Here is a 25570-nt window from a genome sequence, read left to right as displayed (position 1 = left end):
CCCGCTAGGTTCGTGGTCGGGGGTGGTGGGTCGTGACGGTGTTCCTCGTCCTGGCGATCGTGGGCGGCGTCGGCTGCCTGCTCTCCTTCCTGCTCGACGGCGTCTTCGAGGCGCTGGACCTGGACCTCGCGGGCGGGTTCCTCTCCCTGACCTCGCTGACCGGCGGCGTCACGATGTTCGGCCTCGCCGGCACCCTGGCGACCACGAGCCTCGGTTGGTCGACCCCCGCGGCGGCCGGGCTCGGCGCCGGGGTGGCCCTGGTGACGATGGTCGGGGTCGGGGCGCTGGTGCGGACCCTGCGCAGCGAGGAACCGGAGACGCACGTGCAGATCCGGCACGCCGAGGGGGTGGTCACGACCCCGATCACCCGCCCCGGTGGGTACGGGGAGGTCAACCTGCGCCTCGGCGGGACGACCGTGAAACGCACGGCCCTCAGCGACACTCCGCTGGCCCGGGGCGACCGGGTCCGGGTCGAGGCCGAGGTGTCCGCGACGGCGGTCCGGGTGGTGCCCCTGAGCACCGACTGAGCCCGACCCCGGAACACCCTCCCGCCCCACGACCCCAGGAGTTCTCGTGGAGTTCCTCACCCCCACCGTCATCCTCGTCGCCGCGGCCGTCGTCGTGGTCCTGCTGCTCTCGGTCGCCATCGTCCGCCGGTACCGGATCGCCGGACCGAGCGAGGCGTTCATCGTCACCGGGAAGAAGGGGAAACCCGTCACCAATCCCGAGACGGGCAAGATCTCCACCGACCTGTCCGGGCAGAAGGTCGTCATGGGTGGCGGCATCTTCGTCCTGCCGTTCGTGCAGCAGGCCTACTCGTTGTCGCTGGCCTCCCGCCGGATCTCGGTGCAGATCCGCGGTGCGGTGTCGGGCAAGGGGATCCGGTTGAACCTCGACGGTGTGGCGATCATCAAGGTCGGCGGGACCGAGGACTCGGTCCGGGCCGCCGCGCAGCGTTTCCTGCACCAGCAGGACGAGATCGAGTCGTTCACGCAGGAGGTGCTGGCCGGGTCGCTGCGCTCGATCGTCGGCACGCTGACGGTCGACGAGATCATCCGCGACCGCGCCGCGTTCGCCTCCCGGGTCGCGGAGGAGGCCGAGACGTCCCTCACCAACCAAGGGTTGGTCCTGGACACGTTCCAGATCCAGGACGTCACCGACGAGGTCAACTACCTGCGCGACCTCGGCCGTCCCGAGGCGGCCATCGCCGCCCAGAACGCCGCCATCGCCGAGGCCAACTCGTTGCAGGAGTCGCAGCAGGCGGAGGCCCGGGCGCAGGAGGGCGTCGCCGGCGCCCAGCGCGACCTCGCCCTGCGGCAGGCCGAGTTCAAGGCCGAGACGGACACGGCGCAGGCCAAGGCGGCCGCGGCCGGCGTGCTGGCCAAGGCCGCCCGCGACCAGGAGGTGCTGGTCGAGCAGGAACGCGTCGCCGAGCGGCAGGCCGCCCTGACCGAACGCCAGCTCGACACCGAGGTCCGCAAACCCGCCGACGCACGGCGCTACGACGCCGAGCAGCAGGCCCAGGCCCGGCGGAACTCCGAGATCTTCGAGGCCGAGGCCAAGAAGGCGGGCCAGATCGCCAATGCCGAGGCCGAGGCCCGCCGGGTGGAACTGTCCGCGCAGGCAGAGGCCAACCGGGTGCGGCTGGCGGCCGAGGCCGACGCGCAGCGCGTGCGCGTCGCCGGTGAGGCCGAACTGGACCGCCGCCGGGCCCTGGCCGAGGCGACCCGGCTCGAGGGTGAGGCCGAGGGGGCGGCGATCCGCGCCCGCGGTGAGGCCGAGGCGGAGACGATGCGCCTGCGGGCCGAGGCGTTCGAGCAGTACGGCGAGGCCGCGCTCGCGCAGATGGTCGTGGACGTCCTGCCCCAGGTCGCCCGCGAACTCGCCGCCCCGATGTCGGCGATCTCGGACCTCACGGTGATCTCGACCGACGGCGCCTCCCAGCTCTCGCACCAGGTCGGACGGAACCTGACCGAGACGCTGGAGATCGTGCGGCGCACGACGGGGCTCGACGTCCAGGACCTGCTCCGGGGCTGGCAGGAGAAGAGTTCGGGGAGCCGTCCGGCGAGCACCCCCACCGTGGTTCCGAGGACGGACGGGGCACCCGGTCCCGACCGGGGATGACACGCTGGTGCTGCGCCCGCACTCCGCGGACGCAGCACCGGCCGTGGGCCTCAGAGGCGGGGGTCGACCGGCTCGGACTCCAGGGCCAGCACCGCGGCGACGCACTCGTGCACGCGCCAGGCCGGTTCATCCTGCGCCGCGCGGCGCAGTCCCTCCAGCCCCAGTGCGTACTCCCGCAACGCCAGGGATCGTTTCGTGCCGAGCGAGCGCTGCCGCAACCGTTCCAGGGTCGCCGGCTCGAGGTACTCCGGCCCGTAGACCAGCCGCAGGTACTCCCGCCCGCGGACCTTGAGGCCCGGGTGGACGAGGCCGCGCGGTCCCCGGTGCAGGTTCTGCGCCGGTTTGACGACCATGCCCTCTCCCCCCGCCGCCGTCAGGTCCTCCCACCACCGGGTGGCCGCCGCGCGGGACGCGTCGTCGGCCAGGTCGACCACCCGGCGGGCGGTCCGGGTGAGGCGCTGCGGCCCGGCCGCCACCAGCCGGTCGGCGAGGTCGAGGTGCCAGAGGTGGGGGCGCTCCTCGAACGTCGCGCCCGCCGCCGCGAGCACCGCGAACGGAGCGAACGTCACGCCGTCCAGGCCCGACACCGGGCGCAGGAAGCCCCGGTAGGCGGCCGCGAACGCCCGGACGTCGTCGTGCCGGCGCCGGGTCCGGGCGGCCAGGGCGCGCAGGGCGTCCGCGTCCGGACCGGACGAGCGCGCCGCCGCCCGCTCGGCCACCGCGGCGGCCGCGGGCAGCGCCAGCCCCCCGGCCACCGCGAGCGGGGCGAACTGCTCCCGGAGCAGACCGTCGGCCTTCGCGTTCCAGGGCAGCAGCTCTCCGTCCAGCACGATCCAGTCGGCGCCGAGCTCGGCGAAGACGCCGCCGGACTCGACCGCGTCGACGAGGTCGGCGACCAGGGTCGACGTGGTGGCCGGGTCGAAGAAACTCCGTCCCGTCCGGGTGTGCACGACCCCGCGCACCCCGGACCCCGGCCGGGCCCCGAATCGGGCCACGGCCACGTCCTCGTCCCGGCAGAGGACCGCGACGGCCCGGGAACCCATGTGCTTCTCCTCGCACACCACCTGCTCGACCCCGTCGGCGGCGTAGGACCGGAACGCCGCCTCCGGGTGCTCCAGGACCCCCGTCCCCGCGGGGGCGGTCGGGGCCGGGGCCATCGTCGGCGGCAGGTGGAGCAACCACCGTGGGTCGATGGCGAAGCGGGACAGGACCTCCAGGGCGGCGGCGGCGTTCTCCTCGCGGATCGTCACCCGGCCGTGGTGCCCGGTCTCCACGACGCGGCGGCCGAGGACGTCGCCGATCTCGAGGACGTCGGGGTCGCGGACCGCGATCGTCCCGGCGGCGGTCGACGTCGTGGGCTGCAGCAGGTCCGGGCGGACCGGGTCGTGGTGGACCGCGGTGGCCGGCACCGAGACGACGTCGCGCTCGGGGTAGCGCAACGCCGTCAGCCGGCCCCCGAAGACGCAGCCGGTGTCGAGGCAGAGGGTGTTGTTGACCCACACCGGTTCCGGTACGGGCGTGTGCCCGTACACGACCGCGGCCCGGCCGCGGTACTCCTCGGCCCAGGCCCAACGGACCGGCAGCCCGAACTCGTCGGTCTCCCCGGTGGTCTGGCCGTAGAGGCAGAAGTCGCGGACCCGTCCTGAGGCCCGTCCGTGGAACTTCTCGACCAACCCCGCGTGCGCGACCACGAGGGCGCCCCCGTCGAGGACGTAGTGGGCCAGCAGACCGTCGAGGAACGCGACCACGGCGGCGCGGAACTCCTCGGGTTCTCCCGCCAACTGCTGCAACGACTCCGCGAGGCCGTGGCTGATGGTGACGTCACGCCCGCGCAGGGCGCGCAGGAGTTTGTTCTCGTGGTTCCCGCAGACCGCCAGGGCCTGCCCGTTCGCGACCATGCCCATCACGAGGCGCAGGACCCCCGGGGTGTCCGGACCCCGGTCGACCAGGTCCCCGAGGAAGACCGCCCGACGTCCCGCGGGCGGACGGGCCCCGACCGCCCGTCCCCGCCCGTCGCGGTCCACCGCGTAGCCCAATTCCTGCAGCAGGGCGAGGAGTTCGTCGAGGCACCCGTGCACGTCGCCGATCAGGTCGAACGGACCGGTGTCCTCGCGGCGGTCGTTGCGCAACCGGACCCGCTCGACCACCGCGGCGTCCACGGCCTCCACACCCTCCAGCACGTGGACGGTCCGGAAACCCTCCCGTCGCAGCCCGGACAGGCTCTTGCGCAGCGCGGCCCGCTGCCGCTTCAGGACGTGGGCCGGGTGGTCCCGGTCCGGACGGTCGGCGTTGCGGCGGGCGCAGACCGACTCGGGGACGTCCAGGACGATCGCGACGGGGAGCACGTCGTGCGCGCGGGCCAGGTCGACGAGCGAACGTCGGGCCGCGGCCTGCACGTTGGTGGCGTCGACGACCGTGAGCCGGCCCGCCGCCAGGCGGCGCGCCGCGATGAACTCCAGGACGGCGAAGGCGTCCTTGGTCGCGGCCTGGTCGTTCTCGTCGTCGCTGACCAGACCGCGGCAGACGTCGCTGGAGAGCACCTCGGTGGGCCGGAAGTGCCGGCGGGCGAACGTCGACTTCCCCGCACCGGTCGTGCCGACGAGGACGACCAGGGCGGTCTCGGGAACCTCGAGCGCGCTCATCGGGTCAGCACCGCCAGCTGGGTCGGTGCCCCGTGCCCCGCGACCTCCGCGCCGATCCCCCGGAACCGCACCGTGTAGCCGAACTCCTCGGCGACCCCGCGGGCCCACGCCTCGAACTGGGCGCGGGTCCACTCGAAACGGTGGTCGGGGTGCCGGAACTCCCCCGGGCCGAGGTCCGGGTAGGTCGCGGTGACCTCCGCGTTCGGGGTGGTCACCAGGACCGTGCCCGGCCGGGCGTCGCCGAAGACCACGCGCTCCAGGACCGGCAACCGGTCGGGGTCGACGTGCTCGACCACCTCCGAGAGGACGGCCACGTCCACCCCGCCGAGCCGGGCGTCCCGGTAGACGAGGGAGGACTGGAACAGGTCCAACCGTGCCCGGACGGGTTCCGGCAGCCGCTCCGGACGCAGGCGACGGGCGGTCTGCTGCAGCGCACGGGCCGACACGTCGGTCCCGACCACCCGCTGCACGCCGGGTTCGGCGAGGAGGCGGTGCAGCAGCTGCCCCTGCCCGCAGCCGAGGTCGGCCACCGCTCCACCCCCGGCGGCCCGGACCTCCTCCAGCAGGACCGTGCACCGCTCGTCGCGCAACGGCCGTCGGCTCTCAGCGCCGAGGGGTCCCTCCTGGCCCGCGGCGTCGGGCACGAGTCGCGCCACCGCCTCGTCGACCAGGTCGCGGCGGTGCTTGAGGTAGCGGGAGGTGATCTCGGCCGCGTGCGGGTGCCCGGCCAGCCAGTCCCCGCCCCGGCGCAGGAGTTTCTCGACCTCCGCGGAATCGACCCAGTAGTGCTTGTCGTCGCCGAGCACGGGGAGCAGAACGCTCAGGTGCGCCAGCGCGACGGCGAGGCGGTGCGTCCCGGTCAGGATCACGTCGAGGTGCTCGGCCGGCCCCCACCCGGGACGGGTCTCCTCCAGCGGAACCGTGCGCACCTCCGCCGTCCAACCCAGCGGTTCCACCAGGCGCCGCACCGTGTCGGCCCCGCCGCGGCAGCGCAGGGCCGGCACGTCGACCGTCAGCGGCCAGCGCACCGCGACCAGGTCGGGGTGCGTCCGGCAGCGCCCCGCGAGCGCCGTGGAGAACACCCGGCCGAGGGCGACCGCCAGCAGGCTCCCGGCCGCGTAGGGGCGGTCGTCGAGGTACCCCAGGGCCGACCGAGCCGTCGGGGAGACCGGGTCGACCTCCAGCAGCACCGCGACCGTGCAGCGTTCGGCGGAACTCTCCGGGTAGAACACGTGCGCCGTGCCCACCGAGGAGACCGAGGAGTTCACCCGGTCCGGATGCTTGTGCAGCAGGAAACCGAGGTCGGTGGCGGGGACGGCCGCGCCTGCGGCGTCGTGCCCGGGTCCGGCGGCGGTGATCGTCAGCAGCACCAGGGCATCTGACCACGCGCAGGGGGGCCGACGCACGGAGTTACCGGGTCCGACGAAGGGATGACGGGCGGGCACCGGGTCGGCGGTTGGCGCGGGCCACCGCCGGCGGGCTGGATGGGAACGACCGCGGACGCTCACAGCCGGCGCCCATCCCGTCCTCAGGAGGAACGCCCCGATGATCGCCCGCCGACGAGTCCCCACCGTCCCCGCCGTCCCCGCACTGATGGCGTCCACGCTCGCCGCGACCCTGCTCGTCGGTACACCCGCCGCCCAGGCGGCACCGGCACCCCCGGCGGGTCTGCCGGGCACGGGAGAACTCTCGGCGCTGGCCCGGGCCCGCCCGGCCGACCTCGTCGAGGCCGAACGGCAGTTCGTCGAGCGGACGCCCGCGCGGTACCGCGACCAGGAGCCGGCCTGGGCACCGTGCCCGGCGGACCGGGTGCAGCTGCCGGGTTCCGCCGCCGCCCTGGAGTGCGCGACGGTCCTGGTACCGCGGGACTGGAACGACCCCCAGGCCGGGGAACCCCTGTCCATCGCGATCGCGCGCCCCGTCCGCGACGGCGAGCGCCCGGCGCGCTCGGTCATCACCAACCCCGGCGGACCGGGCGGCGCGGGCCTCGACCTCGCGGCGTCGCTGTCCCGGCAACCCGCCCTGGCCGGCACCGAGGTGATCGGGTTGGACGTGCGCGGAACCGGGGCCAGCACCCCCGTGCTCTGCGACCTGCCCGGCGCCGGGACGGGCACCGGCCCGGACGTCCGCGACCGTTCCCCCGAGGCGCTGGCCGCCAACGCCGCGGCGATGGCGGCCACGGCCCGGGGGTGCCAGTCCGACCCGCTGTCGCGGTTCGTGAACACCGAGCAGACCGTCGCCGACATCGACCTGGTCCGCGACGCGCTGGACCGCGAGACGATCGACTGGGTCGGGTACTCCGGCGGGACCTGGGTCGGCACCCAGTACATGACCTACTTCCCCGCCCGCGTGGGCCGGTTCGTGCTCGACTCCACCGTCGACGTGACCGCCCCCTTCGAGCAGATCTTCGCCGGGAACCAGCCGGCGGCATTCCAGCGACGGTTCGAGGTGGACTTCGCGGCCTGGGCCGGGGAGCACCACCGCCTGTTCCACCTGGGCACGGACGCGGCCGAGGTGACCGGCACCTACGAGAGCCTGCGGGCGGCCTACGCGGCCCGGCCGCTGGAACTCCCGGCGCTGGGGATCACGCTCGACGGCACCGTGATCGACCTCCTGATCACCCAGGCCATGTACTCCAAGACGAGTTTCGAGTCGCTGGCCTGGCTGATGACCGGGCTCCGGGCGGTCGACGCGGCCCGGACCTGGGCCGAACCCGCGGTCGTCGACCGGATGCTGGCCGGGCTGACCGGCAGGATCGTCGACCTGCTGCCCGCGGCGCCCGTACCGTCGGGCGACGTCCCGCCGCACGCCCTCACCATGGCGGCGACGTTCCAGGCCACGGTGTGCAACGACACCGCCTGGACCAAGGACCAGGCCGCGTTCGACGCCTACGCGCTCCGCACCGGGCCGCGGTACCCGTTGCTCGGGTGGGGGACGAACCGACAGCCCTGCGCCCACTGGGACCGGGCCCCGCTGACCCTGCCGCTGCCCGACGGGCGCGACCTGCCCCCGGTCCTCCTCGTGCAGACCGAGCGCGACGCCCCGACGTCGGTGGAGGGGGCCCGCCGCACCCACGCCGCCCTGCCGACGTCGCGGATGGTGCTGGTCACCGACGACGGTGACCACGGGGTCTACGCCGCGGCCGGCAACGCCTGCGTGGACGCGGTCGTCGACGCCTTCCTGACCACCGGGGTGGTTCCGGACGACGACGTCGAGTGCGCCACGACGGGGATCCCGGCACCGGGGGCGTTCCTGCTCGGGAACCCGGACCTGCGCGAGGCGGTCCGGGGCTGACGCGGTCGGGTCGGGGAGGATGGCCGGGTGAGCGACGCCGCGCCCCTCCCCCGACCGACCCGTCCCCCGGCGGGTCCGGCGAGCCCGCGGACCCCGGGCGACGGGACGACCGACGAGGACCGCCGTCGGGCACTGCGTCGGATGCGCTGGAACGCGACCCTGCTGCTGGTGGCGGCGGCGGTCGCCTACGCCCTCACCGTGGGCCGCGAGGGCGGCTGGGGGTACGTCAACGCCGCGGCGGAGGCGGCCATGGTCGGCGGGGTCGCGGACTGGTTCGCGGTCACGGCGCTGTTCCGGCACCCGCTCCGGCTGCCGATCCCGCACACCGCGCTGATCCCCCGCCGCAAGGAGGCGCTGGGCAAGAGTCTCGAGCAGTTCGTCGCCGAGAACTTCCTGGCCGAGGACGTGGTACGGGACAAGGTGTCCCGGGCCGGGCTGCCCACCCGGGTCGGCTCGTGGCTGCGCGACCGCGGTGGGGCGCAACGGGTCGTGGAGGAGAGCGCCACCGTGCTGACCGGCGCCCTGGGCGTGCTGCGCGACGAGGAGGTCACCGCGGTCCTGGACCAGGTCGTCATCCGCCGGCTGGCCGAGACGCCGTGGAGCCCCACGCTCGGGTCGCTGCTGGGCGAGGTCGTGCGCGAGGGGACCCACCAGCCCGTCGTCGACCTGACGATGGGCGAGGCCGAACGCTGGCTGGTGGCCAACGAGGCGACCGTGCGCCGCCTGGTCACCGACCGGGCGCCCGCGTGGGCGCCGGACTGGCTGAACGACCGGTTGTCGCGGCGGGTGCACACCGAGGCGCTCACCTGGGTGCGCGACGTGCACCGCGACCGGCAGCACCCGGGGCGCAAGGCCATCGACGACCTGCTGGCCCGCTACGCCGACGCGCTGCAGCACGATCCGGAGACCCGGGCCAAGGCCGACGAGTTCCAGCGCCGGCTGGCGAACTCCCCCGGTCTGGCCGACACGGTGCAGGGGCTGTGGACCACGGTGCGGGGTTTCCTGCTCGATGCGCTGGCCGACCCGTCGTCGTCGCTGCGCGTGCGCAGCGTCGAGGCGTTGCAGGACCTCGGGCACCGGTTGCTGGGCGAGACCGAGGCCGACCGGGTCTTCGCCACCCGGGTCGAGGGGCACGTCACCGACGCGGCCGGGCACCTCGTCCGCAGGTTCGCCCCGGAACTGGCCACCGTGATCTCGGAGACGGTCGCGCGCTGGGACGGACGGGACGCCGCCGACAAGATCGAGCTGCACGTCGGGCGCGACCTGCAGTTCATCCGCATCAACGGGACCGTGGTCGGCGGCCTGGTCGGGCTGACCATCCACGCGCTCACCGCGCTGCTCACCTGAGATCGTTCCGCTAGCGTCGGGGCATGAGCGGCGAGACCTCGGAACAGGGCAAGTACGTCAACCCGTCGGGGTCCTTCGAACGGGACCAGAACTACCTGTCCACGCGGATCACCGCGGACGGGCGCGAGGGGTACCCGGTGGAGGCCGGTCGCTACCGGCTCGTGGTGTCGCGCGCCTGCCCGTGGGCGAACCGGGCGATCATCGTGCGGCGCCTGCTCGGCCTCGAGGAGGCCCTCTCGATGGGGGTCTGCGGGCCCACGCACGACGAGCGGAGCTGGACCTTCGACCTCGACCCCGACGGCCGGGACCCGGTGCTGGGGTACGAGCGGCTGCAGGAGGCCTTCTTCGCCCGCGACCCCGAGTACCCGCGGGGGATCACCGTCCCGGCGATCGTGGACGTCCCCAGCGGAGCGGTCGTCACCAACAACTACCCGCAGATCACGATCGACCTGTCGCTGGAGTGGGGCGAGTTCCACCGCGAGGGCGCCCCGCAGCTCTACCCCGAGCGCCTGCGCGCCGAGATCGACGAGGTCAACGACGGGGTCTTCCGCGACGTGAACAACGGGGTCTACCGGGCCGGGTTCGCCGGGACCCAGGAGGCCTACGAGAAGGCCTTCACCCGGCTGTTCGCGCGGCTGGACGCCCTCTCGGACCGGCTCTCGCGGCAACGGTTCCTGGTGGGCGACACGATCACCGAGGCCGACGTGCGCCTGTTCACGACGTTGTCGCGCTTCGACCCGGTCTACCACGGCCACTTCAAGTGCAACCGGCAGAAGCTGAGCGAGATGCCGGTGCTGTTCGCCTACTTCCGCGACCTGTTCCAGACCCCGGGCTTCGGCGACACGGTCGACCTCGACCACATCAAGCGTCACTACTACGAGGTGCACCGCGACATCAACCCGACCGGGGTGGTCCCGCTGGGTCCGGACACCTCCGACTGGTGGGCCCCGCACGGCCGCGAGGAGCTCGGCGGTCGCCCGTTCGGTGACGGCACCCCGCCCGGCCCGCCGCGCCCCGAGGAGGTCGTGCCGGCGGAGCACGTGCCGGGGCACCCCGTCCCGGCGTGAGGGGCGACACGGACGACACGGACGACACGGCCGACACGCGACCGTCCGGTGGTCCAGTGCTCAACCTGACGCCAGAACCGGTCGACAATCAACCGTGATCCGAACCACCCTCCAGGGGCGCCGCTGGACGACGTGGCTGCCCGAGGGTCGGCAGCTGCCGGACGGGGTGTGGTCACGGCGGCACGGCATCATCGTCCGCCTGGCCCTGCTCCAGGCCGTCGCCCTGGCGGTCTTCGGCACGGTCGTGCATGCGGGGGTGCTCACCGTCCTCGTCGTGCTGGTGGTCGTGACCGCTCCCCTGATCCTGGCGGTCCCCCCGATCCGCAGCCGCAAGGTCGCCTCGGGCGCCGCCTCGGTCAGCCTCTTCCTCGCCTCCGCCGCCCTCGTGCACCTCTGGGACGGTCGGATCGAGGCGCACTTCCACTTCTTCGTCATGGTCGGCGTGGTGGCCCTCTACCAGGACTGGATCCCGTTCGGCATCGGCCTGGCCATCGTCGTGCTCCACCACGGCGTGCTGGGCACCGTGCTGCCCGCGGCCGTGTTCAGCCACGAGGAGGCCCACCGGCACCCCTGGCGGTGGATGCTGGTGCACGCCGGGTTCGTGCTCGCCGCGTCCGCCGCGCACCTCGCCTCCTGGCGCCTGAACGAGCAGCAGGCGCACTCCGACCCGAGCACGGGGCTGGCCACCCGGGCCCGCTTCCTCGACGTGGTGGCCACCGCGCTGTCCCGGCGCTACCCGGTCAGCGTCGTGGTGGTCGCGCTCGAGGAGGACGAGGACCTGCTGGCCCACCACGGCAGCGGGGCCGCCGAGGAGCTCCGCCGGGCCGTCACCGACCGGTTGCGGGCCTGCGTGCGGCCCGACGACGTCGTGGCCCACCTGGGCGGTTCCCGTTTCGCCCTGGCCACGACGGCCGGTCCCGCGCCGGCCGCGACCCTGGCCGCGCAGGTCCGGGCGGCCCTGACCGACCCGGTCACCGTGGGACGGGCGGGGAGCACCGTGGCGCTGTCCGCGGTGGTGGGCGTCGCGCACCGCGACACCCTCGGCGAGGGCGGCGGCGCCGACCTGCTGCGCCACGCCGAGCTGGCCGCCGCCTGGGCCCGCACGCACGACCGCGGCGCTCCCGCGGTGCACACCGAGGGCATGAGCCGCTTCGCCGACGACCGAGTCGGCCTGCGCGCCGACCTCGACGCCGCGCTCGCCGCCGGGGAGTTCCGACTCTTCTACCAACCCGTCGTCGCGCTCGGCGAGGCCCGCGCGGAGCGGGGACCCTCCTACGAGGCGCTCCTGCGCTGGGAGCACCCCGTGCGGGGTCTGGTGTCCCCCGCCGAGTTCGTCCCGCTGCTGGAGGCCGACGGCGGGATCGTGGCCGTGGGCAGCTGGGTGCTGTGCGAGGCGACGGCGCAGGCCGCGCGCTGGACCGCCCAGCAGGGTCGACCGGTCGGGGTGGCGGTCAACCTGTCGGCCCGGCAGCTCGCCGACGACGCGGTGCTCGACGTCGTCGCCGACGCCCTGCTCGCGGCCGGTCTGCCGCCCGAGCAGCTCACGCTCGAGGTCACCGAGACCATGATCATGGACGACCTCGAGGCCGTCGCCGACCGGTTGGCCCGGGTGCGGGCCACGCGGGTACGGGTCGCCATCGACGACTTCGGCACCGGCCACTCCAGCCTCGCCTACCTGCGTTCCCTGCCCGTGGACACCGTGAAGCTGGACCGCTCGTTCGTCAACGACGTGGCGGTCTCCGCCCCGGCGCGGATGATGGCCGCCAGCGTCGTGGAGCTGACCCGCAGCCTGGGCCTGTCCCTCGTCGCCGAGGGGGTCGAGACCAGTGCCCAGGCCCGGGTGCTCGAGGAGCTCGGCTGCCGCTCGGCGCAGGGCTACCTCTACGGGCGACCGGCCCCGGCCGACCGGCCCGCCCCGGAGCCGCGAACGGCCCCGGACACCGTCCGGTCCTCCGCCGCACCGGCCGCCGGGTCCGTCACCGGGGTCGCGCTCGCCGCGGGGCTCGTGGCCGAGATGGTCGCCGAGCCGAGCACCGCGCTGCCCGAGTAGAGCGCCACGGTCTGCCCGGGGGCCACCCCCGTCAGGGGGGTGAGCAGCTCGATCCGGACGGTCCCGTCCCGGGTCGAGGCCCGCGCGGGAACCGGGGCGCCGTGCGCGCGCACCTGCACGTCCACGGCGAGGAACTCCCCGACCGGCGGACCCTGCGGCAGGTCCGGGGAGCTCCACACCGGGTCCACCGCGTCGAGCCCGACCACGGCCAGGCGCTCGACGGGACCGACGGTGACCCGCTTGTCCACCGGTGAGATCGACAGGACGTAGCGGGGCCGACCGTCGGCGGCGGGCCGGTTCAGCCCCAGTCCCTTGCGCTGCCCCACCGTGAACCCGTAGGTCCCGGAGTGGGTCCCGAGCACCTCACCGATCTCGTCGACGATCGAGCCCGGGTCCTCGCCCAGCTTGTCGGCGAGGAAACCCCGGGTGTCGCCGTCGGGGATGAAGCAGATGTCGTGGCTGTCGGGCTTGCGCGCCACGGGGAGGCCGCGCCGCTCCGCCTCGGCCCGGACCTCGGCCTTGGTGGGGGCGTCGCCGAGGGGGAACATCGCGTGGGCGACCTGGTCGGCGTCGAGGACGGCGAGCACGTAGCTCTGGTCCTTGGCCGCGTCGGCGGCGCGGAGCAGCTCGGCCCCGTCCGGACGGTGCCGGACCCGGGCGTAGTGCCCGGTGCAGACCGCGTCGAAACCCAGCGCGATCCCCCGGTCCAGCAGCGACGCGAACTTGATGCGCTCGTTGCACCGCACGCACGGGTTGGGCGTGCGCCCGGCCGCGTACTCGGCGACGAAGTCCTCGACCACGTCCTCGACGAAGTCCTCGGAGAGGTCCCACACGTAGAACGGGATGCCCAGGAGGTCGGCGGCCCGGCGCGCGTCGAGGGCGTCCTCGACCGTGCAGCAACCCCGCGACCCCGTGCGCAGGACCCCGGGGGCGCGGTTCAGGGCCATGTGGACGCCGACCACGTCGTGCCCGGCCTCGACCGCCCGGGCAGCCGCCACGGCCGAGTCGACCCCGCCGCTCATCGCGGCGAGGACGCGCATCAGGCGGCCCCCCGGACGCGACGGGACCGCGGGCGCGCAGCCCGGCGAGCGCGTTCCAGGGCGGGTCCGAGCGCGGCCACGGCGGCGTCGACGTCGGCCTCGGTGCTGCTCCAGCCGGTCGAGAAGCGCAGCGCGCCCGCGGCCTCGTCCGAGGACAGGCCCATGGCCAGCAGGACGTGGCTGGGGCGCGGCACGCCGGCCTGGCAGGCCGAACCGGTCGAGCACTCGACCCCGGCCGCGTCGAGGAGGTACAGCAGCGAGTCCCCCTGGCAGCCGGCGACGGTCACGTGGGTGTTGCCGGGCAGGCGCTCGCGGGGGTCACCGCGCAGGACGACGCCCTCGAGCCCGCCGATGCCCGCGAGCAACCGGTCCCGCAGCCCGGCCAGCCGAGCGGCCTCGCCCGTCAGGTCGGACACCGCGACCGCGAGCGCCGCGGCGGTGGCGACCGCCGCGGCGGCGGCCGGGGTGCCCGAGCGATGGCCGAGCTCCTGCCCGCCGCCGTGCAGCAGCGGGACCAGGGGGGTGCCGCGCCGCAGCACGAGGGCGCCCACCCCGACCGGTCCGCCGAACTTGTGGGCCGACAGGGACAGCGCGTCCACCCCGGCCGCGGAGACGTCGACCGGGACGTGACCGACGGCCTGCACCGCGTCGGTGTGCACCGGCACCCCGACCGCGTGGGCCGCCCGGGTCGCCTCGGCCACCGGCTGCAGGGTGCCCACCTCGTTGTTGGCCCACATCAACGAGAGCAGGGCGATCTGCTCGGGGGCGTCGGCGAGCTCGGCCTCCAGCGCGGCCAGGTCGGTACGGCCCTGCTCGTCGACGGGGAGGAGCCGGACGTCGGCCCCCTCGTGCGCGGCCAGCCACTCCACGACGTCGAGGACGGCATGGTGCTCGGCCGCGCCCACGAGGACGCGACGACGTCGGGGGTCCTCGGCCCGACGGGCCCAGAACAGCCCCTTGATCGCCAGGTTGTCGGCCTCGGTCCCGCCCGAGGTCCACACGATCTCCCCGGCCCGGGCGCCGACGGCCGCGGCCACGCTCTCGCGGGACTCCTCGACGGCGCGACGGGCGTCGCGGCCGGAGGTGTGCAGCGAGGACGGGTTACCGAGCCGGGCGGCCCGCCCCAGGTAGGCGTCCAGCGCCTCGGGGCGCATGGGCGTCGTCGAGGCGTGGTCCAGATACGCCGTCACGGCACAGATACTACGAGCCCCGGCCCCGGGCCCGGTCCGGCGGCAGGGGCGTTCGCGAGGAAGATCGGGCAGACTGCCAGCCGTGCCCGCCACCGCTTCGACGCCACCGCTGCCGCACCCGCTGGGTGTCGTGGCGGCCCGGGACGGCTCCCCGGGGGCCGACGTGGCGGTGCTCGCCGCGCACGCCGACGCGGTCGAGGTGTGCGTGCTCGGGCCGGACGGGACCGAGGTCCGCACCCGCCTGCCGCACCTGGACAACGGGGTCTGGTTCGGCCGGGTCCCGGCCCTGACCGTCGGCGCCCGGTACGGCTTGCGGACCCACGGGCGCTGGGACCCCGAGCTGGGGCTGCGGCACAACCCGGCCAAGCTGCTGCTCGACCCGCACGCCCGGGGGATCGTGGGCCAGATCGCGCTCACCCCGGAGATCTACGGGCACCGGGTGGACGCGGAGCTGCGCGGCGACCTCACCGTGCCCGACGACCGCGACTCCGCCCCCTTCGTCCCCCTGGGGGTGCGCCTGGCCCCGCCGTCGGCGGACCTCCGCCCGCGCGAGGACGAGCGCCCGCGCGTCCCGTGGAGCGACACCGTCGTCTACGAGGCCCACGTCAAGGGGCTGACCGTGCGCCACCCGGGCGTGCCCGAGGCGCAGCGCGGGACGTACGCGGGGTTGGCGAGCCCGGCCGTCGTCGAGCACCTGCACGCGCTGGGGGTCACCAGCCTGGAACTGCTCCCGATGCAGGCCTTCGCCTCCGAGATCGCCCTGCGCCGGCGCGGGCTGGTGAACTACTGGGGGTACAACACCCTGGCGTTCGACGCCCCGCACCCCACCTACGCGACCGAGGCCGCGCGACGGGCCGGGCCCGAGGCCGTGCGGGACGAGTTCCGCGCCGCCGTCGCCGCGCTGCACGAAGCGGGCATCGAGGTCCTGCTGGACGTCGTCTACAACCACACCTGCGAGGAGGGTCCCGACGGACCCCACCTGTCCTTCCGCGGGTTGGACGAGGCGACGTACTACCTGCGCGACGCGGGAGGGCGCCCGCTCGACGTCACCGGGTGCGGGAACTCCCTCGACTTCTCCCACCCCCGCGTCGTCCAGTTCGCGCTGGACTCGTTGCGGCACTGGGTCTCCGACTACGGGGTCGACGGGTTCCGCTTCGACCTCATGACAACGCTGGCCCGGACCCGGGACGGTTTCTCCCCCGACCACCCCTTCCTGGTGGCGCTGGCCGCCGACCCCGTCCTGGCCGGGACGAAACTGGTCGCCGAACCCTGGGACGTCGGTCCCTACGGCTGGCGGACGGGGCAGTTCCCGGCTCCGCTGCACGAGTGGAACGACCGGTTCCGGGACAGCGTGCGCCGGTTCTGGCTGACCGACGCGCGCGAGATCGCCGCCGGCCACCACGCGCCCGTGGCGGCGGGACGCGGGTTGCGCGACTTCGCCACGCGGTTCGCCGGTTCCGCCGACACCTTCGACGTCGCCCGCGGGCGGTTGGCCGGGGTGAACTTCGTGACCGCCCACGACGGTTTCACCCTCGCCGACCTGACCGCCTACGACCGCAAGCACAACGAGGCCAACGGCGAGAACAACCGCGACGGGTCCGACTCCGACACCAGTTGGAACCACGGGTACGAGGGCGTCGACGGCGACGTCGCCCGGGCCCGCGCCCGGGGGGTGAGCCAGCGCAACCTGCTGGCCAGCCTGATCCTCTCGACCGGGGTGCCGATGCTGACCGCGGGCGACGAGTTCGCCCGCACCCAGGGGGGCAACAACAACGCCTACTGCCAGGACAACGAGATCTCCTGGGTCGACTGGGAGCTGGACGACGAGCAGCGCTCGCTGCTGGAGGACACCCGGGCCCTGCTCGGGCTGCGCCGGGAACTGGCCGTGCTGCGCGAGGCGGGTCACGGCCCGGGGGTGCCCCCGCGCGAGCAGCGCACCGATCTCTCCTGGTTCGGCGCCGACGGCGCCCCGATGGGGGTCGACCGGTGGCACGAGGCGGACCGGCGCACGCTCGTCGTCGTCGTCGACGCGGGCGGGCGCCTGGACGCCGACGGGGTCCCGCTGGCCTCGGTGCTCGTCGTGGTGAACGCCGGCGCCGAGGCCGCCGAGGTGGTGCTGCCCGCGGGGGGCGCCTGGCGACCGCGGTGGAGCAGCGTCGCCGACCGGCGCAGCCGTCCCGTGGCCGCCGGTCGCGGCGTCCGGGTCGCCCCGTGGTGCCTGCGGGTGTTCACCTCGGTCTGACCGCAGGCTCCCCAAGGTCCGGCGGGACCCGCCGGCGTCCTCAGGGGTGGTCGGAGACGAGGGTCGCCGTGGTCCCGGGTTCGAGCGCCTGGAACACGTGCGGCGCGTCGCCCGGGTAGCGGACGTAGTCCCCGGGGGCCAGCTCGACCGCCTGGCCGGGCGGTCCGACCAGGGCCCGCCCGGCGCCGAGCAGGACGTGCTCGACCACGCCGGCCCCGTGCGGGTCGGACAGCCGCGCCCGCCCCGGCTCGGCCTCGATCAGGTAGACGTCGCGGCGGACGTGCGGTGGCGCGGCGGTGAGCAGCGTGCCCACGTAGTCCGCGTCCGTCGCGGGGATGCGCGGCCCCTCGCCCCGGCGCACGACCTGGACCACGGGGCGCGGCGGGTCCAGCAGGTGGCTGAACGGGACCCCGAGGGCGATCGCCAGCGCCCACAAGGTCTCGATCGACGGGTTGCCGCTGGCCGACTCCAGCTGCGACAGCGTGGATTTCGCGACCCCGGCCCGGCGGGCGAGCTCGGTGAGGGACCAGCCGACCCGTCCCCGCTCCCGGCGCAGGGAGTCTGCGATCACCTGCCGGGGGGCCACCGTCTCGTTCGACATAGAAACCTCTTCGTTCGTCTTGACGAACCGTCTCGAGCTCGTTCACTGTATCGACCATGCAGTCGATCTGGCGAACACTCGCCGCGCTCCGGTCGCCGACGACCCGGGACGCCGCCCTCGTCGCCGCCGCCACCACCCTGGTCGGCATCACCTTCGGCGCGCTGGGGGCGGGTGAGGGCTGGCCCGCCTGGGCCGTGGCCGCCGCCTCCGTCCTGGTCTGCGCCGGGTCCGCCCAGTTCCTCCTCGTGGCGCTGCTGAGCGCGGGGGCCGGGCTGCCCACCGCGATCGCCGCGGCCCTGCTGCTCAACCTGCGCCTGCTCCCGTTGGCCTTCGCCGCCCGAGACCTGCTGCCCGCCCGCGGGCCGGCCCGGCTCCTGGCCCTGCACCTGGTCACCGACGAGACCGTCGCCTTCGCCCGCACCCACGGCCGGGCCGGGATGCGCACCCTCGCCCCGATGCTGTTCCTGGGCTGGAACCTCGGCACGGTGCTGGGACTCGCGCTGGTCAGCCTCGTGCCGGACACCGCCGCCCTCGGACTGGACGCCGCGTTCCCGGCGGCCCTGCTGGCCCTGGTCGTGCCCGCCCTGCGCGAGCGGAGCACCCGCGTCCTCGCGCTCGCCGGGGCCGCGATGGCCCTGGTCGCGGTCCCCGTCACGCCGCCCGGGGTTCCGGTCGTCCTGTCCCTGCTGGCCCTGGCCCCGGCCGCGGCGCGGCTGCGCCGGACGGGCGGGGCCACGGCGGTGGCGCCGTGCTGAACCCGACGACGGCCCTGACCGCCGTCCTCGCGCTGGCCGTCGGGACGGCGGCGCTGCGGCTGGGCGGGCTCGCCCTGGCCGGTCGGGTCCGCCTCGCCCCGGGGGTCCAGGCGCTCCTCGACCGGGGCACCGTCGTCCTCATCGTCGCCGTGGTGGCCGTCGCCACCCTCCCCGGGAGCCGGGCCGCCGACGCGCCGCTGCCGCTCGCCCTGCCGCTCGGGGTGCTCGTCGGGGCGGTCCTCGCGTGGCGCCGGGCGCCCTTCGCCGTCGTGGTGCTGGCCGCGGCGGGGACGACGGCCGCGCTGCGCGCCCTCGGGCTCGGCTGACCCGCCCGGGCGCTCGGGCGGCACGGAGATCGCGTGCGTGGCAGGCTCCCCGGGTGCCCGAACTCCCCGAGGTCGAGACCGCCCGCGCCGTCGTCGAGCGGCACGCCCTGGGCCGGAAGATCGTCGAGGTCGACGACTCCGACGAGTACGAGTGCCGCCCGCACCAGCCCGGGCAGATCCGCGAGGCGCTGCTCGGACGGACCCTGACGGCCGCGCACCGCCGCGGCAAGAGCATGTGGGTGGACACCTCCGACGCCGGACCGGTGCTGGGACTGCACCTGGGCATGTCCGGCAAGATCGTCGTGACCGACGGCGACGGGGTCGAGCAGGACGGTGGGGACTACTGGCGGCGCGGCCGCGCCCCCGGAGATCTCCGGTTCACCCGTTTCGTGCTGGAGTTCGCCGACGGTGGGTGGTTGCGGCTCGTCGACCCCCGCCGACTGGGCCGCGTGCGGCTCGACCCCGACGTGGAGAAGCTCGGTCCGGACGCGGCCCGCATCGCCCCGACGGAGTTCCGGAACCTGTTCCGCCGCAGCACCGCCCCGCTCAAGGCGCGCCTGCTCGACCAGGAACGCATCGCGGGCCTCGGGAACCTGCTGGTCGACGAGATCTGCTGGCGGGCCAAGGTCTCGCCCGCGCGACCGGTCGACGAGCTCACCCCCGCCGAGGTGACGCGGCTGCGATCGGCCACCGCCGCGGCCGTCACAAGCGCGATCGAGCAGGGCGGCGTGCACACCGGCGAGATCATCGCCCACCGCCGGGCCGGTGGGGTGTGTCCGCGCGACGGTGCGCCCATGGTCCGGGGAACGGTGGGTGGTCGGACGACCTGGTGGTGCGGTCGGGAGCAGGTCTGACCCATCCGGGTGACGTCCGGCTCCGAAGAGTGGGTGCACGCACAACGGTGTGCACCCACGAACGGAGACGTCGATGTTCAACAAGTCCGTGCTCGTCGACCTGATCAACCGTAGTTCCGAGACCGCCGCCGACCGCCGCAACTTCCTGCGCGGGATGGGGTTGCTGTCCGCCGGGGCCGTCACGGCCGGGCTGGGCGGGGCCGCCGTCGCCGGGCCGGCGGCGGCGAGCACCGGCCTCCCCAGCGAGGGCAGCGTGCTGAACTTCGCCCTGAACCTCGAGTACCTGGAGGCGGAGTTCTACTCGCACGCCGCCTACGGGTGGGGCCTGCGCGACAACCTCATCACCGGGATGACGAACCCGGGTCGGGTCATCGGCGGTCACCGGGTGCCCTTCAAGAGTCGGGCCATGCGGGCCTACGCGGAGGAGATCGCCAACGACGAGATCGCCCACGTCCGGTTCCTGCGGTCCGCGCTGGGGCGCAGCAAGGTGCCCCGCCCGACCATCGACCTGCAGAACTCGTTCACCGCGGCGGCCGTGGCGGCCGGTGTCATCAAGCAGGGCGAGTCCTTCGACCCGTTCGCCTCGGAGCAGAACTTCCTCCTGGGCGCGTTCCTGTTCGAGGACGTCGGGGTGACCGCCTACAAGGGCGCCGCCCCGCTCATCAAGACCCCCGCCTACCTGGAGGCGGCCGCGGGCATCCTCGCGGTCGAGGCCTACCACTCGGGCATCGTGCGCACGCTGCTCTCCGAGAACGGCCTGAGCGCCCCGACCAACCTCATCTCCGACGCCCGCGACCAGCTCGACGGCACCGGTGCCGACAAGGACCAGGGCATCACCGCGGACGGTGACCGGCCCAACCTGGTGCCGACCGACCGCGACGGGATCGCCTTCAGCCGCTCGCCGCAGGAGGTCCTGAACATCGTCTACCTGACCCCGGGCGGCGGGGTCGACCGGGGCGGGTTCTTCCCCGACGGCATCAAGGGCGGGATCCGCACCACCTGATCCGCACCGCCTGGTCAGCATCGCCTGGTCGGCATCACCGGAAACGCGTCGGGTCCCTGCCCCCCGGGGAGGAGGGCAGGGACCCGACGACGGGCCCGACGGCGGCGACCCGCTCAGGCGTTGGCGACCAGACCGACCTCGGCGGCCGTGGCCAGACCCTCGTGGTGCGGGAGGACCCGGACCGTGTACCCGAACGGACCGGTCTGCCGCAGCGTCAGCTGCCCCTCGAACCGGTGCCGCCCGTCACCGAAGTCCTCGGCCGGGGTCAACGGCACGATCCCGCTGGGGCGCAGCTCGTCGGCGTCGTTCACCCGTCCGTGGACCACCTGCACCTCCACGTCCTGGGGGCGGATCGACTCCAGCGTCACGAACGCGCGGACCTGGACGACGTCCCCGATCTGGGCGGAGTCGCCCACGCCGGAGGACTCGACGTGGTCCACCCGGACCCGGTCCCAGTGCTGCCGCAACCCCGCCTTCCAGACCGCGAGGTCGCGCGCCCCGGCGGCACCGTCGGCGGTCGCCGCCCGACCGGCACGGGCGGCGGGCACGTACAGCTGCTGGACGTAGTCCTGCACCATGCGCGAGGCGAGGACCTTGGGCCCGAGCGAGGCCAGCGTGTGCCGCACCATCTCGAGCCAGCGGGTGGGCAGGCCCCGCTCGTCCCGGTCGTAGTAGCGGGCCGCGACCGAGTTCTCGACGAGGTCGTACAGCGCGGCCGCCTCGAGGTCGTCACGACGATCCGGGTCGTCGATGCCGTCGGCGGTGGGGATCGCCCAACCGTTGCCGCCGTCGAACCATTCGTCCCACCAGCCGTCGAGGATGGAGAGGTTCAGGCCGCCGTTCAGCGCCGACTTCATGCCCGACGTGCCGCACGCCTCGAAGGGGCGCAACGGGTTGTTGAGCCACACGTCGCAGCCCGGGTAGAGCGTCTTGGCCATCGTGATGTCGTAGTTCGGCAGGAACACGATGCGGTGCCGCACGGCCGGGTCGTCGGCGAAGTGGACCATCTGCTGGATCAACCGCTTGCCCGTCTCGTCGGCCGGGTGCGACTTGCCGGCGATGACGAGCTGCACAGGACGTTCGGGGTGCAGGAGCAGCGCCCGCAACCGTTCCGGGTCGCGCAGCATGAGGGTGAGCCGCTTGTACGTGGGGACCCGCCGGGCGAACCCGATGGTGAGGACGTCGGGGTCGAGGACGTCGCGCGTCCAGGCGAGCTCCGCCTCCGAGGCGCCCCGCTGCATCCAGGACAGCTTGAGCCGGCGACGGGCGTCCTCGACGAGGCGACCGCGCAGCACGCGCCGCGTGCGCCAGATCTCCTCGTCGGGGACCTGGTCGACCTTCTCGAAACCCTTGCCCTCGCTGACCAGCTCGGTACCGATGTACTGCTTGCCCATCGCGATGACCTCGGGAGCCACCCAGGTGGGGGCGTGGACCCCGTTGGTGATCGAGGAGATCGGCACCTCGGGCGCGTCGAAACCGGACCAGAGCCCCTGGAACATGCCCCGGCTGACGGCTCCGTGCAGCTGCGAGACCCCGTTGGCCCGCTGGGCCAGGCGCAGACCCATGACGGCCATGTTGAACACGCTCGGGTCGCCGCCCGGGTAGTCCTCGGCGCCGAGCGCGAGGATCTTCTCGACACCGACCCCGGGCAGGGCGTTGTCCGAGCCGAAGTACAGCTCGATCTGGTCGCGTCCGAACCGGTCGATGCCGGCGGGGACCGGGGTGTGGGTCGTGAACACGGTCGCGGCCCGGACGGCTTCCAGGGCCTCCCCGAACTCCAGCCCGGCGGCGACGTGCTCCCGGATCCGCTCCACCCCGAGGAAACCCGCGTGGCCCTCGTTGGTGTGGTAGACCTCGGGCGTCGGGGCCCCGGTCAGCCGCGACCAGAGCCGCAGCGCCCGCACCCCACCGACGCCGCAGAGCAATTCCTGCTGCAACCGGTGCTCGCCCCCGCCGCCGTACAGACGGTCGGTGATGCCGCGGGCGGCCTCGTCGTTGCCCTCGACGTCGGAGTCGAGCAGCAGCAACGGGACCCGCCCGACCTGGGCCTTCCAGACCTGGGCGAACAGGGTGCGGCCACCCGGCAGGTCCACCGAGACGCGCGCCGGGCTGCCGTCCTCCTCGCGCAGCAGCGACAGCGGCAACCCGTCGGGGTCGAGCACGGGGTAGGTCTCCTGCTGCCACCCGTCGCGCGACAGCGACTGCTTGAAGTACCCGGTGGCGTAGAACAACCCGACGCCGACGATCGGCACCGCGAGGTCGGAGGCCGACTTCAGGTGGTCGCCCGCGAGGATCCCGAGCCCGCCGGAGTACTGCGGCAGCGCACCGGTGATGCCGAACTCCATCGAGAAGTACGCGATGGCGCGGGGGGCGTCGGCCCCCAGCGAGGCGTACCAGCCGGGTCGGGCCAGGTAGTCGCGCAGGTCCGCGGCGGCGCGGTCCACCCGGCCCACGAACTCGGGGTCGGTCGCGAGCTGCTCGAGCCGCTCGGTGCCGAGAGCCCCGAGCAGGGCGCCCGGGTCGCGGTAGCTGGCGACCCAGGCGAGCGGATCCATCGACTCGAAGAGTTCGCGCGTGGGTTTGTGCCACGACCAACGGAGGTTGCTCGCCAGCTCGGCCAGGGGCGCGAGGGGGGCGGGCAGGACGGTGCGGACGGTGAAGCGCCTGATTGCTCTCACGACCATGGACCCTAGTGCCGGACCCCCGACGCCGACAGGGGCGGGCGATCCGCGTGTCGGCATGATCCCCCGCGGCCCGGACGGCCCGGGCAGGGGCCGCCGAACCGGACCGGAACGGACCCCGACGGGTCTGCTCGGACCGGCCCGGACCCGGGGGACGCCCGCGGCGGGAGGAGAACGGGCGTCTGCTCGCGCGGGTCACCCGGCCTCGGTAGGTTGCCGGGCGTGACGACGAAGCAGCGGCCCCAGCGTCCGTCGACCGTTCCCCGTCCGAGCCCCGACTCCCCGGCGGGCACCGCCGCGGCGGCCACGCCGGCCGCGCCGGTCGCACCCACCACCCCGCCCGCTCCGCCGCCGGACCCCTGGCGCGGCCGGGGCGGCAACATCGGACGCATCCCCGTCACCGGGGTCGCCCCGCTCGTCGACGGGGGTCGCTGGCCCACCAAGGCCGTGGTCTGGGAACAGATCCCGATCTCGGCGACGGTGTTCCGCGAGGGGCACGACGCGGTGGCCGCGACCGCGGTGCTCACCCGCCCCGACGGCAGCGAGATCAGTGCCCGCATGACCCTCGGGACCCCCGGCGTGGACGACCACCACGCCGTGCTCACGCCCGACGTCGAGGGCGACTGGCAGCTGCGCGTCGAGGGCTGGTCGGACCCGTACGGCACCTGGGAGCACGACGCCACCATCAAGGTGCGCGCCGGCGTCGACGTCGCCCTGATGCTCGAGGAGGGCGCGCGCCTGCTGCAGCGCGCCGCCGAGATGCCGGGTCGCGACGGCGAGGGCGCGGAGGTCCTGCACCGGGCCGCCGACCGGTTGCGCTCGACGTCGGCGGGCGACGAGGACCGGTTGCAGTCCGGGTTGACCCCCGACGTGCGCGCCGCCCTGGACCGGCTGCCGGTGCGCGAACTCCTCAGCCCCTCCCCCAGCTACCCGCTGCGGGTGGAGCGTCGGCTGGCCGCGTTCAGCAGCTGGTACTCGTTCGTCCCGCGCTCGGAGGGCGCGTGGTTCGACGAGAACGAGCAGCGCTGGCACTCCGGCACCCTGCGCACCGCCGCGGACCGCCTGCCAGCGATCGCGGCCATGGGTTTCGACGTGGCCTACATCCTGCCGATCCACCCGATCGGCCGGACCAACCGCAAGGGCCCCAACAACACCCTCGACGCGGGACCGGCCGATCCGGGTTCGCCCTACGCCATCGGCGCGGCCGAGGGTGGGCACGACACCATCCACCCCGACCTGGGCACCTTCGAGGACTTCGACCACTTCGTCGCCCGCGCGCGCGAGCTCGGTCTGGAGGTCGCCCTCGACCTGGCCCTGAACTGCTCGCCGGACCACCCGTGGGTGCGTGAGCACCCCGAATGGTTCACCACGCGGGCCGACGGCTCGATCGCCTTCGCCGAGAACCCGCCGAAGAAGTACCAGGACATCTACCCGCCGAACTTCGACAACGACCCCGAGGGGATCTACGCCGAGGTCAAGCGGGTCGTCGACCTGTGGATCGCGCACGGGGTGACCCTGTTCCGGGTCGACAACCCCCACACCAAACCGGTCGAGTTCTGGGAGTGGCTCATCGCCGCGGTCCGGGCCGAGCACCCGGAGGTCGTCTGGCTCGCGGAGGCCTTCACCAAACCCGCGATGATGCACACGCTGGCCAAGGTGGGGTTCCAGCAGTCCTACTCCTACTTCGCCTGGCGCAACGCCGCCTGGGAGATCCGCGAGTACGTCGACCAGCTGCAGCACGAGTCCGCCCACTACATGCGGCCGAACTTCTGGCCCACCACCCACGACATCCTCACCCCGACCATGCAGTACGGCGGGCCGCCGGTGTTCAAGCTCCGCGCCGCCCTGGCCGCGCTGCTGTCGAACTCCTGGGGCATCTACACCGGGTACGAGCTCGTGGAGCACGTCGCCCGGCCGGGGGCCGAGGAGCAGATCGACAACGAGAAGTACCAGTACCGTCCGCGCGACTTCGCCCGGGCCGAGCACGAGGGCCGCAGCCTCGCGCCGTACCTCACCCGGCTGAACGAGATCCGCAACGCCCACGGTGCGTTGCAGCAGCTGCGCGGCACCGTCTTCCACGGCAGCGACGACGAGAACATCCTGTGCTTCTCGCGCCGGCTCGTGGACGGCCACGGCGAGGACCTGGTCATCGTGGTGGTCAACCTCGACCCGCACGCGGCCCGGGAGACGACCGTGCACCTGGACCTCGGCGCGCTCGACCGGCAGTGGTGGCAGCGGTTCGAGGTGACCGACCTCATCACCGGGGACACCTTCGAGTGGGGTGAGCACAACTACGTGCGGCTCGACCCCCACCACGAACCCGTCCACGTGCTGCACGTCCGGCAGCGGTGAGG

17 protein-coding genes and 1 pseudogene are annotated in these 25570 nt (G+C 74.3%); 12 read left to right on the top strand and 6 right to left on the bottom strand.

Translation table 11 applies throughout. The annotated features are described in order from the left end of the window. The first annotated feature begins 32 nt into the window (after window positions 1-32). Both ACFFKU_RS05780 and ACFFKU_RS05775 read left to right on the top strand, forming a co-directional pair. Entirely contained in the window at window positions 33-527 is a 495-nt protein-coding gene (locus ACFFKU_RS05780; RefSeq protein WP_380136406.1) for an NfeD C-terminal domain-containing protein, read from the top strand. Between the two features lie 46 nt (window positions 528-573). Beyond that, window positions 574-2124, top strand: coding sequence for a flotillin family protein (locus tag ACFFKU_RS05775; RefSeq protein WP_380136404.1), 1551 nt, complete (start codon window positions 574-576; stop codon window positions 2122-2124). A gap of 50 nt (window positions 2125-2174) precedes the next feature. Here the strand turns inward: ACFFKU_RS05775 and ACFFKU_RS05770 are convergent, their stop codons facing one another. Then, window positions 2175-4766, bottom strand: coding sequence for a polynucleotide kinase-phosphatase (locus ACFFKU_RS05770; RefSeq protein WP_380136402.1), 2592 nt, complete (start codon window positions 4764-4766; stop codon window positions 2175-2177). After that, window positions 4763-6136, bottom strand: a complete 1374-nt coding sequence (locus ACFFKU_RS05765) for a 3' terminal RNA ribose 2'-O-methyltransferase Hen1 (protein ID WP_380136400.1) — start codon at window positions 6134-6136, stop codon at window positions 4763-4765. The genes ACFFKU_RS05770 and ACFFKU_RS05765 overlap by 4 nt, the downstream gene beginning before the upstream one ends. Window positions 6137-6311: 175 nt before the next feature. Between ACFFKU_RS05765 and ACFFKU_RS05760 the strand changes: the two genes are divergently transcribed. The 4 genes and pseudogenes from ACFFKU_RS05760 to ACFFKU_RS05745 form a co-directional block, all read left to right on the top strand. Then, the gene (locus ACFFKU_RS05760) at window positions 6312-8060 is read left to right on the top strand and encodes an alpha/beta hydrolase (protein ID WP_380136398.1); all 1749 of its coding nucleotides are present in this window, start codon (window positions 6312-6314) and stop codon (window positions 8058-8060) included. A 27-nt stretch (window positions 8061-8087) separates the two neighbouring features. Further along, window positions 8088-9407: a DUF445 domain-containing protein gene (locus ACFFKU_RS05755; RefSeq protein WP_380136397.1), complete on the top strand. Its 1320-nt coding sequence runs from the start codon at window positions 8088-8090 to the stop codon at window positions 9405-9407. 23 nt (window positions 9408-9430) lie between these two features. Continuing rightward, window positions 9431-10474: a glutathione S-transferase family protein gene (locus ACFFKU_RS05750; RefSeq protein WP_380136396.1), complete on the top strand. Its 1044-nt coding sequence runs from the start codon at window positions 9431-9433 to the stop codon at window positions 10472-10474. A 433-nt stretch (window positions 10475-10907) separates the two neighbouring features. Then, window positions 10908-12308 (top strand): annotated as a pseudogene (locus ACFFKU_RS05745) (putative bifunctional diguanylate cyclase/phosphodiesterase); the annotation flags it as partial. Window positions 12309-12355: 47 nt separating this feature from the next. Here ACFFKU_RS05745 and mnmA read toward each other — a convergent pair. Next, window positions 12356-13564: a tRNA 2-thiouridine(34) synthase MnmA gene (mnmA, locus tag ACFFKU_RS05740; RefSeq protein WP_380136394.1), complete on the bottom strand. Its 1209-nt coding sequence runs from the start codon at window positions 13562-13564 to the stop codon at window positions 12356-12358. Then, complete coding sequence (locus tag ACFFKU_RS05735) at window positions 13564-14754, bottom strand: cysteine desulfurase family protein (protein ID WP_380136392.1); 1191 nt, start codon at window positions 14752-14754, stop codon at window positions 13564-13566. Before ACFFKU_RS05735 ends, mnmA begins: the two co-directional genes overlap by 1 nt. 82 nt (window positions 14755-14836) lie before the next feature. On the opposite strand from ACFFKU_RS05735, the gene glgX reads away from it, so the two are divergent. Next, window positions 14837-16996 carry a glycogen debranching protein GlgX gene (glgX, locus tag ACFFKU_RS05730; protein WP_380136391.1) on the top strand — a complete coding sequence of 720 codons (2160 nt, stop codon included), beginning with the start codon at window positions 14837-14839 and terminating at the stop codon, window positions 16994-16996. Window positions 16997-17036: 40 nt separating this feature from the next. On the opposite strand, the gene ACFFKU_RS05725 is transcribed toward glgX, so the two are convergent. Then, the gene (locus ACFFKU_RS05725) at window positions 17037-17597 is read right to left on the bottom strand and encodes a helix-turn-helix domain-containing protein (protein WP_380136390.1); all 561 of its coding nucleotides are present in this window, start codon (window positions 17595-17597) and stop codon (window positions 17037-17039) included. A 56-nt stretch (window positions 17598-17653) separates the two neighbouring features. Between ACFFKU_RS05725 and ACFFKU_RS05720 the strand changes: the two genes are divergently transcribed. The 4 genes from ACFFKU_RS05720 to ACFFKU_RS05705 all read left to right on the top strand — a co-directional run bounded on the left by ACFFKU_RS05720 (window position 17654) and on the right by ACFFKU_RS05705 (window position 20535). Beyond that, on the top strand, window positions 17654-18352 hold the full coding sequence (locus tag ACFFKU_RS05720; RefSeq protein ID WP_380136389.1) for an AzlC family ABC transporter permease: 699 nt from the start codon (window positions 17654-17656) through the stop codon (window positions 18350-18352). Beyond that, window positions 18346-18678, top strand: coding sequence for an AzlD domain-containing protein (locus tag ACFFKU_RS05715; RefSeq protein ID WP_380136387.1), 333 nt, complete (start codon window positions 18346-18348; stop codon window positions 18676-18678). Before ACFFKU_RS05720 ends, ACFFKU_RS05715 begins: the two co-directional genes overlap by 7 nt. A 53-nt stretch (window positions 18679-18731) precedes the next feature. Next, window positions 18732-19532 carry an Fpg/Nei family DNA glycosylase gene (locus ACFFKU_RS05710; RefSeq protein WP_380136385.1) on the top strand — a complete coding sequence of 267 codons (801 nt, stop codon included), beginning with the start codon at window positions 18732-18734 and terminating at the stop codon, window positions 19530-19532. 73 nt (window positions 19533-19605) lie between these two features. Further along, window positions 19606-20535, top strand: coding sequence for a ferritin-like domain-containing protein (locus ACFFKU_RS05705; protein ID WP_380136384.1), 930 nt, complete (start codon window positions 19606-19608; stop codon window positions 20533-20535). Between the two features lie 113 nt (window positions 20536-20648). Here ACFFKU_RS05705 and glgP read toward each other — a convergent pair whose 3' ends face one another. Further along, the gene (gene glgP / locus ACFFKU_RS05700; RefSeq protein ID WP_380136382.1) at window positions 20649-23213 is read right to left on the bottom strand and encodes an alpha-glucan family phosphorylase; all 2565 of its coding nucleotides are present in this window, start codon (window positions 23211-23213) and stop codon (window positions 20649-20651) included. Window positions 23214-23438: 225 nt separating this feature from the next. Between glgP and ACFFKU_RS05695 the strand changes: the two genes are divergently transcribed. Further along, the gene (locus ACFFKU_RS05695; protein ID WP_380136381.1) at window positions 23439-25568 is read left to right on the top strand and encodes a maltotransferase domain-containing protein; all 2130 of its coding nucleotides are present in this window, start codon (window positions 23439-23441) and stop codon (window positions 25566-25568) included. Window positions 25569-25570 lie beyond the last annotated feature (2 nt).

The sequence above is a fragment of the Kineococcus gynurae genome (assembly GCF_042433995.1).
GTDB lineage: Bacteria > Actinomycetota > Actinomycetes > Actinomycetales > Kineococcaceae > Kineococcus > Kineococcus gynurae.
This window is presented reverse-complemented; position numbering and strand designations above follow the sequence as displayed.

Excerpts from the sequence above, each read along its gene's own strand:
- ACFFKU_RS05770 (WP_380136402.1), bottom strand. The coding sequence starts at position 4,766 with ATGAGCGCGCTCGAGGTTCCCGAGACCGCCCTGGTCGTCCTCGTCGGC.
- ACFFKU_RS05760 (WP_380136398.1), top strand. The coding sequence starts at position 6,312 with ATGATCGCCCGCCGACGAGTCCCCACCGTCCCCGCCGTCCCCGCACTG.
- ACFFKU_RS05750 (WP_380136396.1), top strand. The coding sequence starts at position 9,431 with ATGAGCGGCGAGACCTCGGAACAGGGCAAGTACGTCAACCCGTCGGGG.
- mnmA (WP_380136394.1), bottom strand. The coding sequence starts at position 13,564 with ATGCGCGTCCTCGCCGCGATGAGCGGCGGGGTCGACTCGGCCGTGGCG.
- ACFFKU_RS05725 (WP_380136390.1), bottom strand. The coding sequence starts at position 17,597 with ATGTCGAACGAGACGGTGGCCCCCCGGCAGGTGATCGCAGACTCCCTG.
- ACFFKU_RS05720 (WP_380136389.1), top strand. The coding sequence starts at position 17,654 with ATGCAGTCGATCTGGCGAACACTCGCCGCGCTCCGGTCGCCGACGACC.
- ACFFKU_RS05705 (WP_380136384.1), top strand. The coding sequence starts at position 19,606 with ATGTTCAACAAGTCCGTGCTCGTCGACCTGATCAACCGTAGTTCCGAG.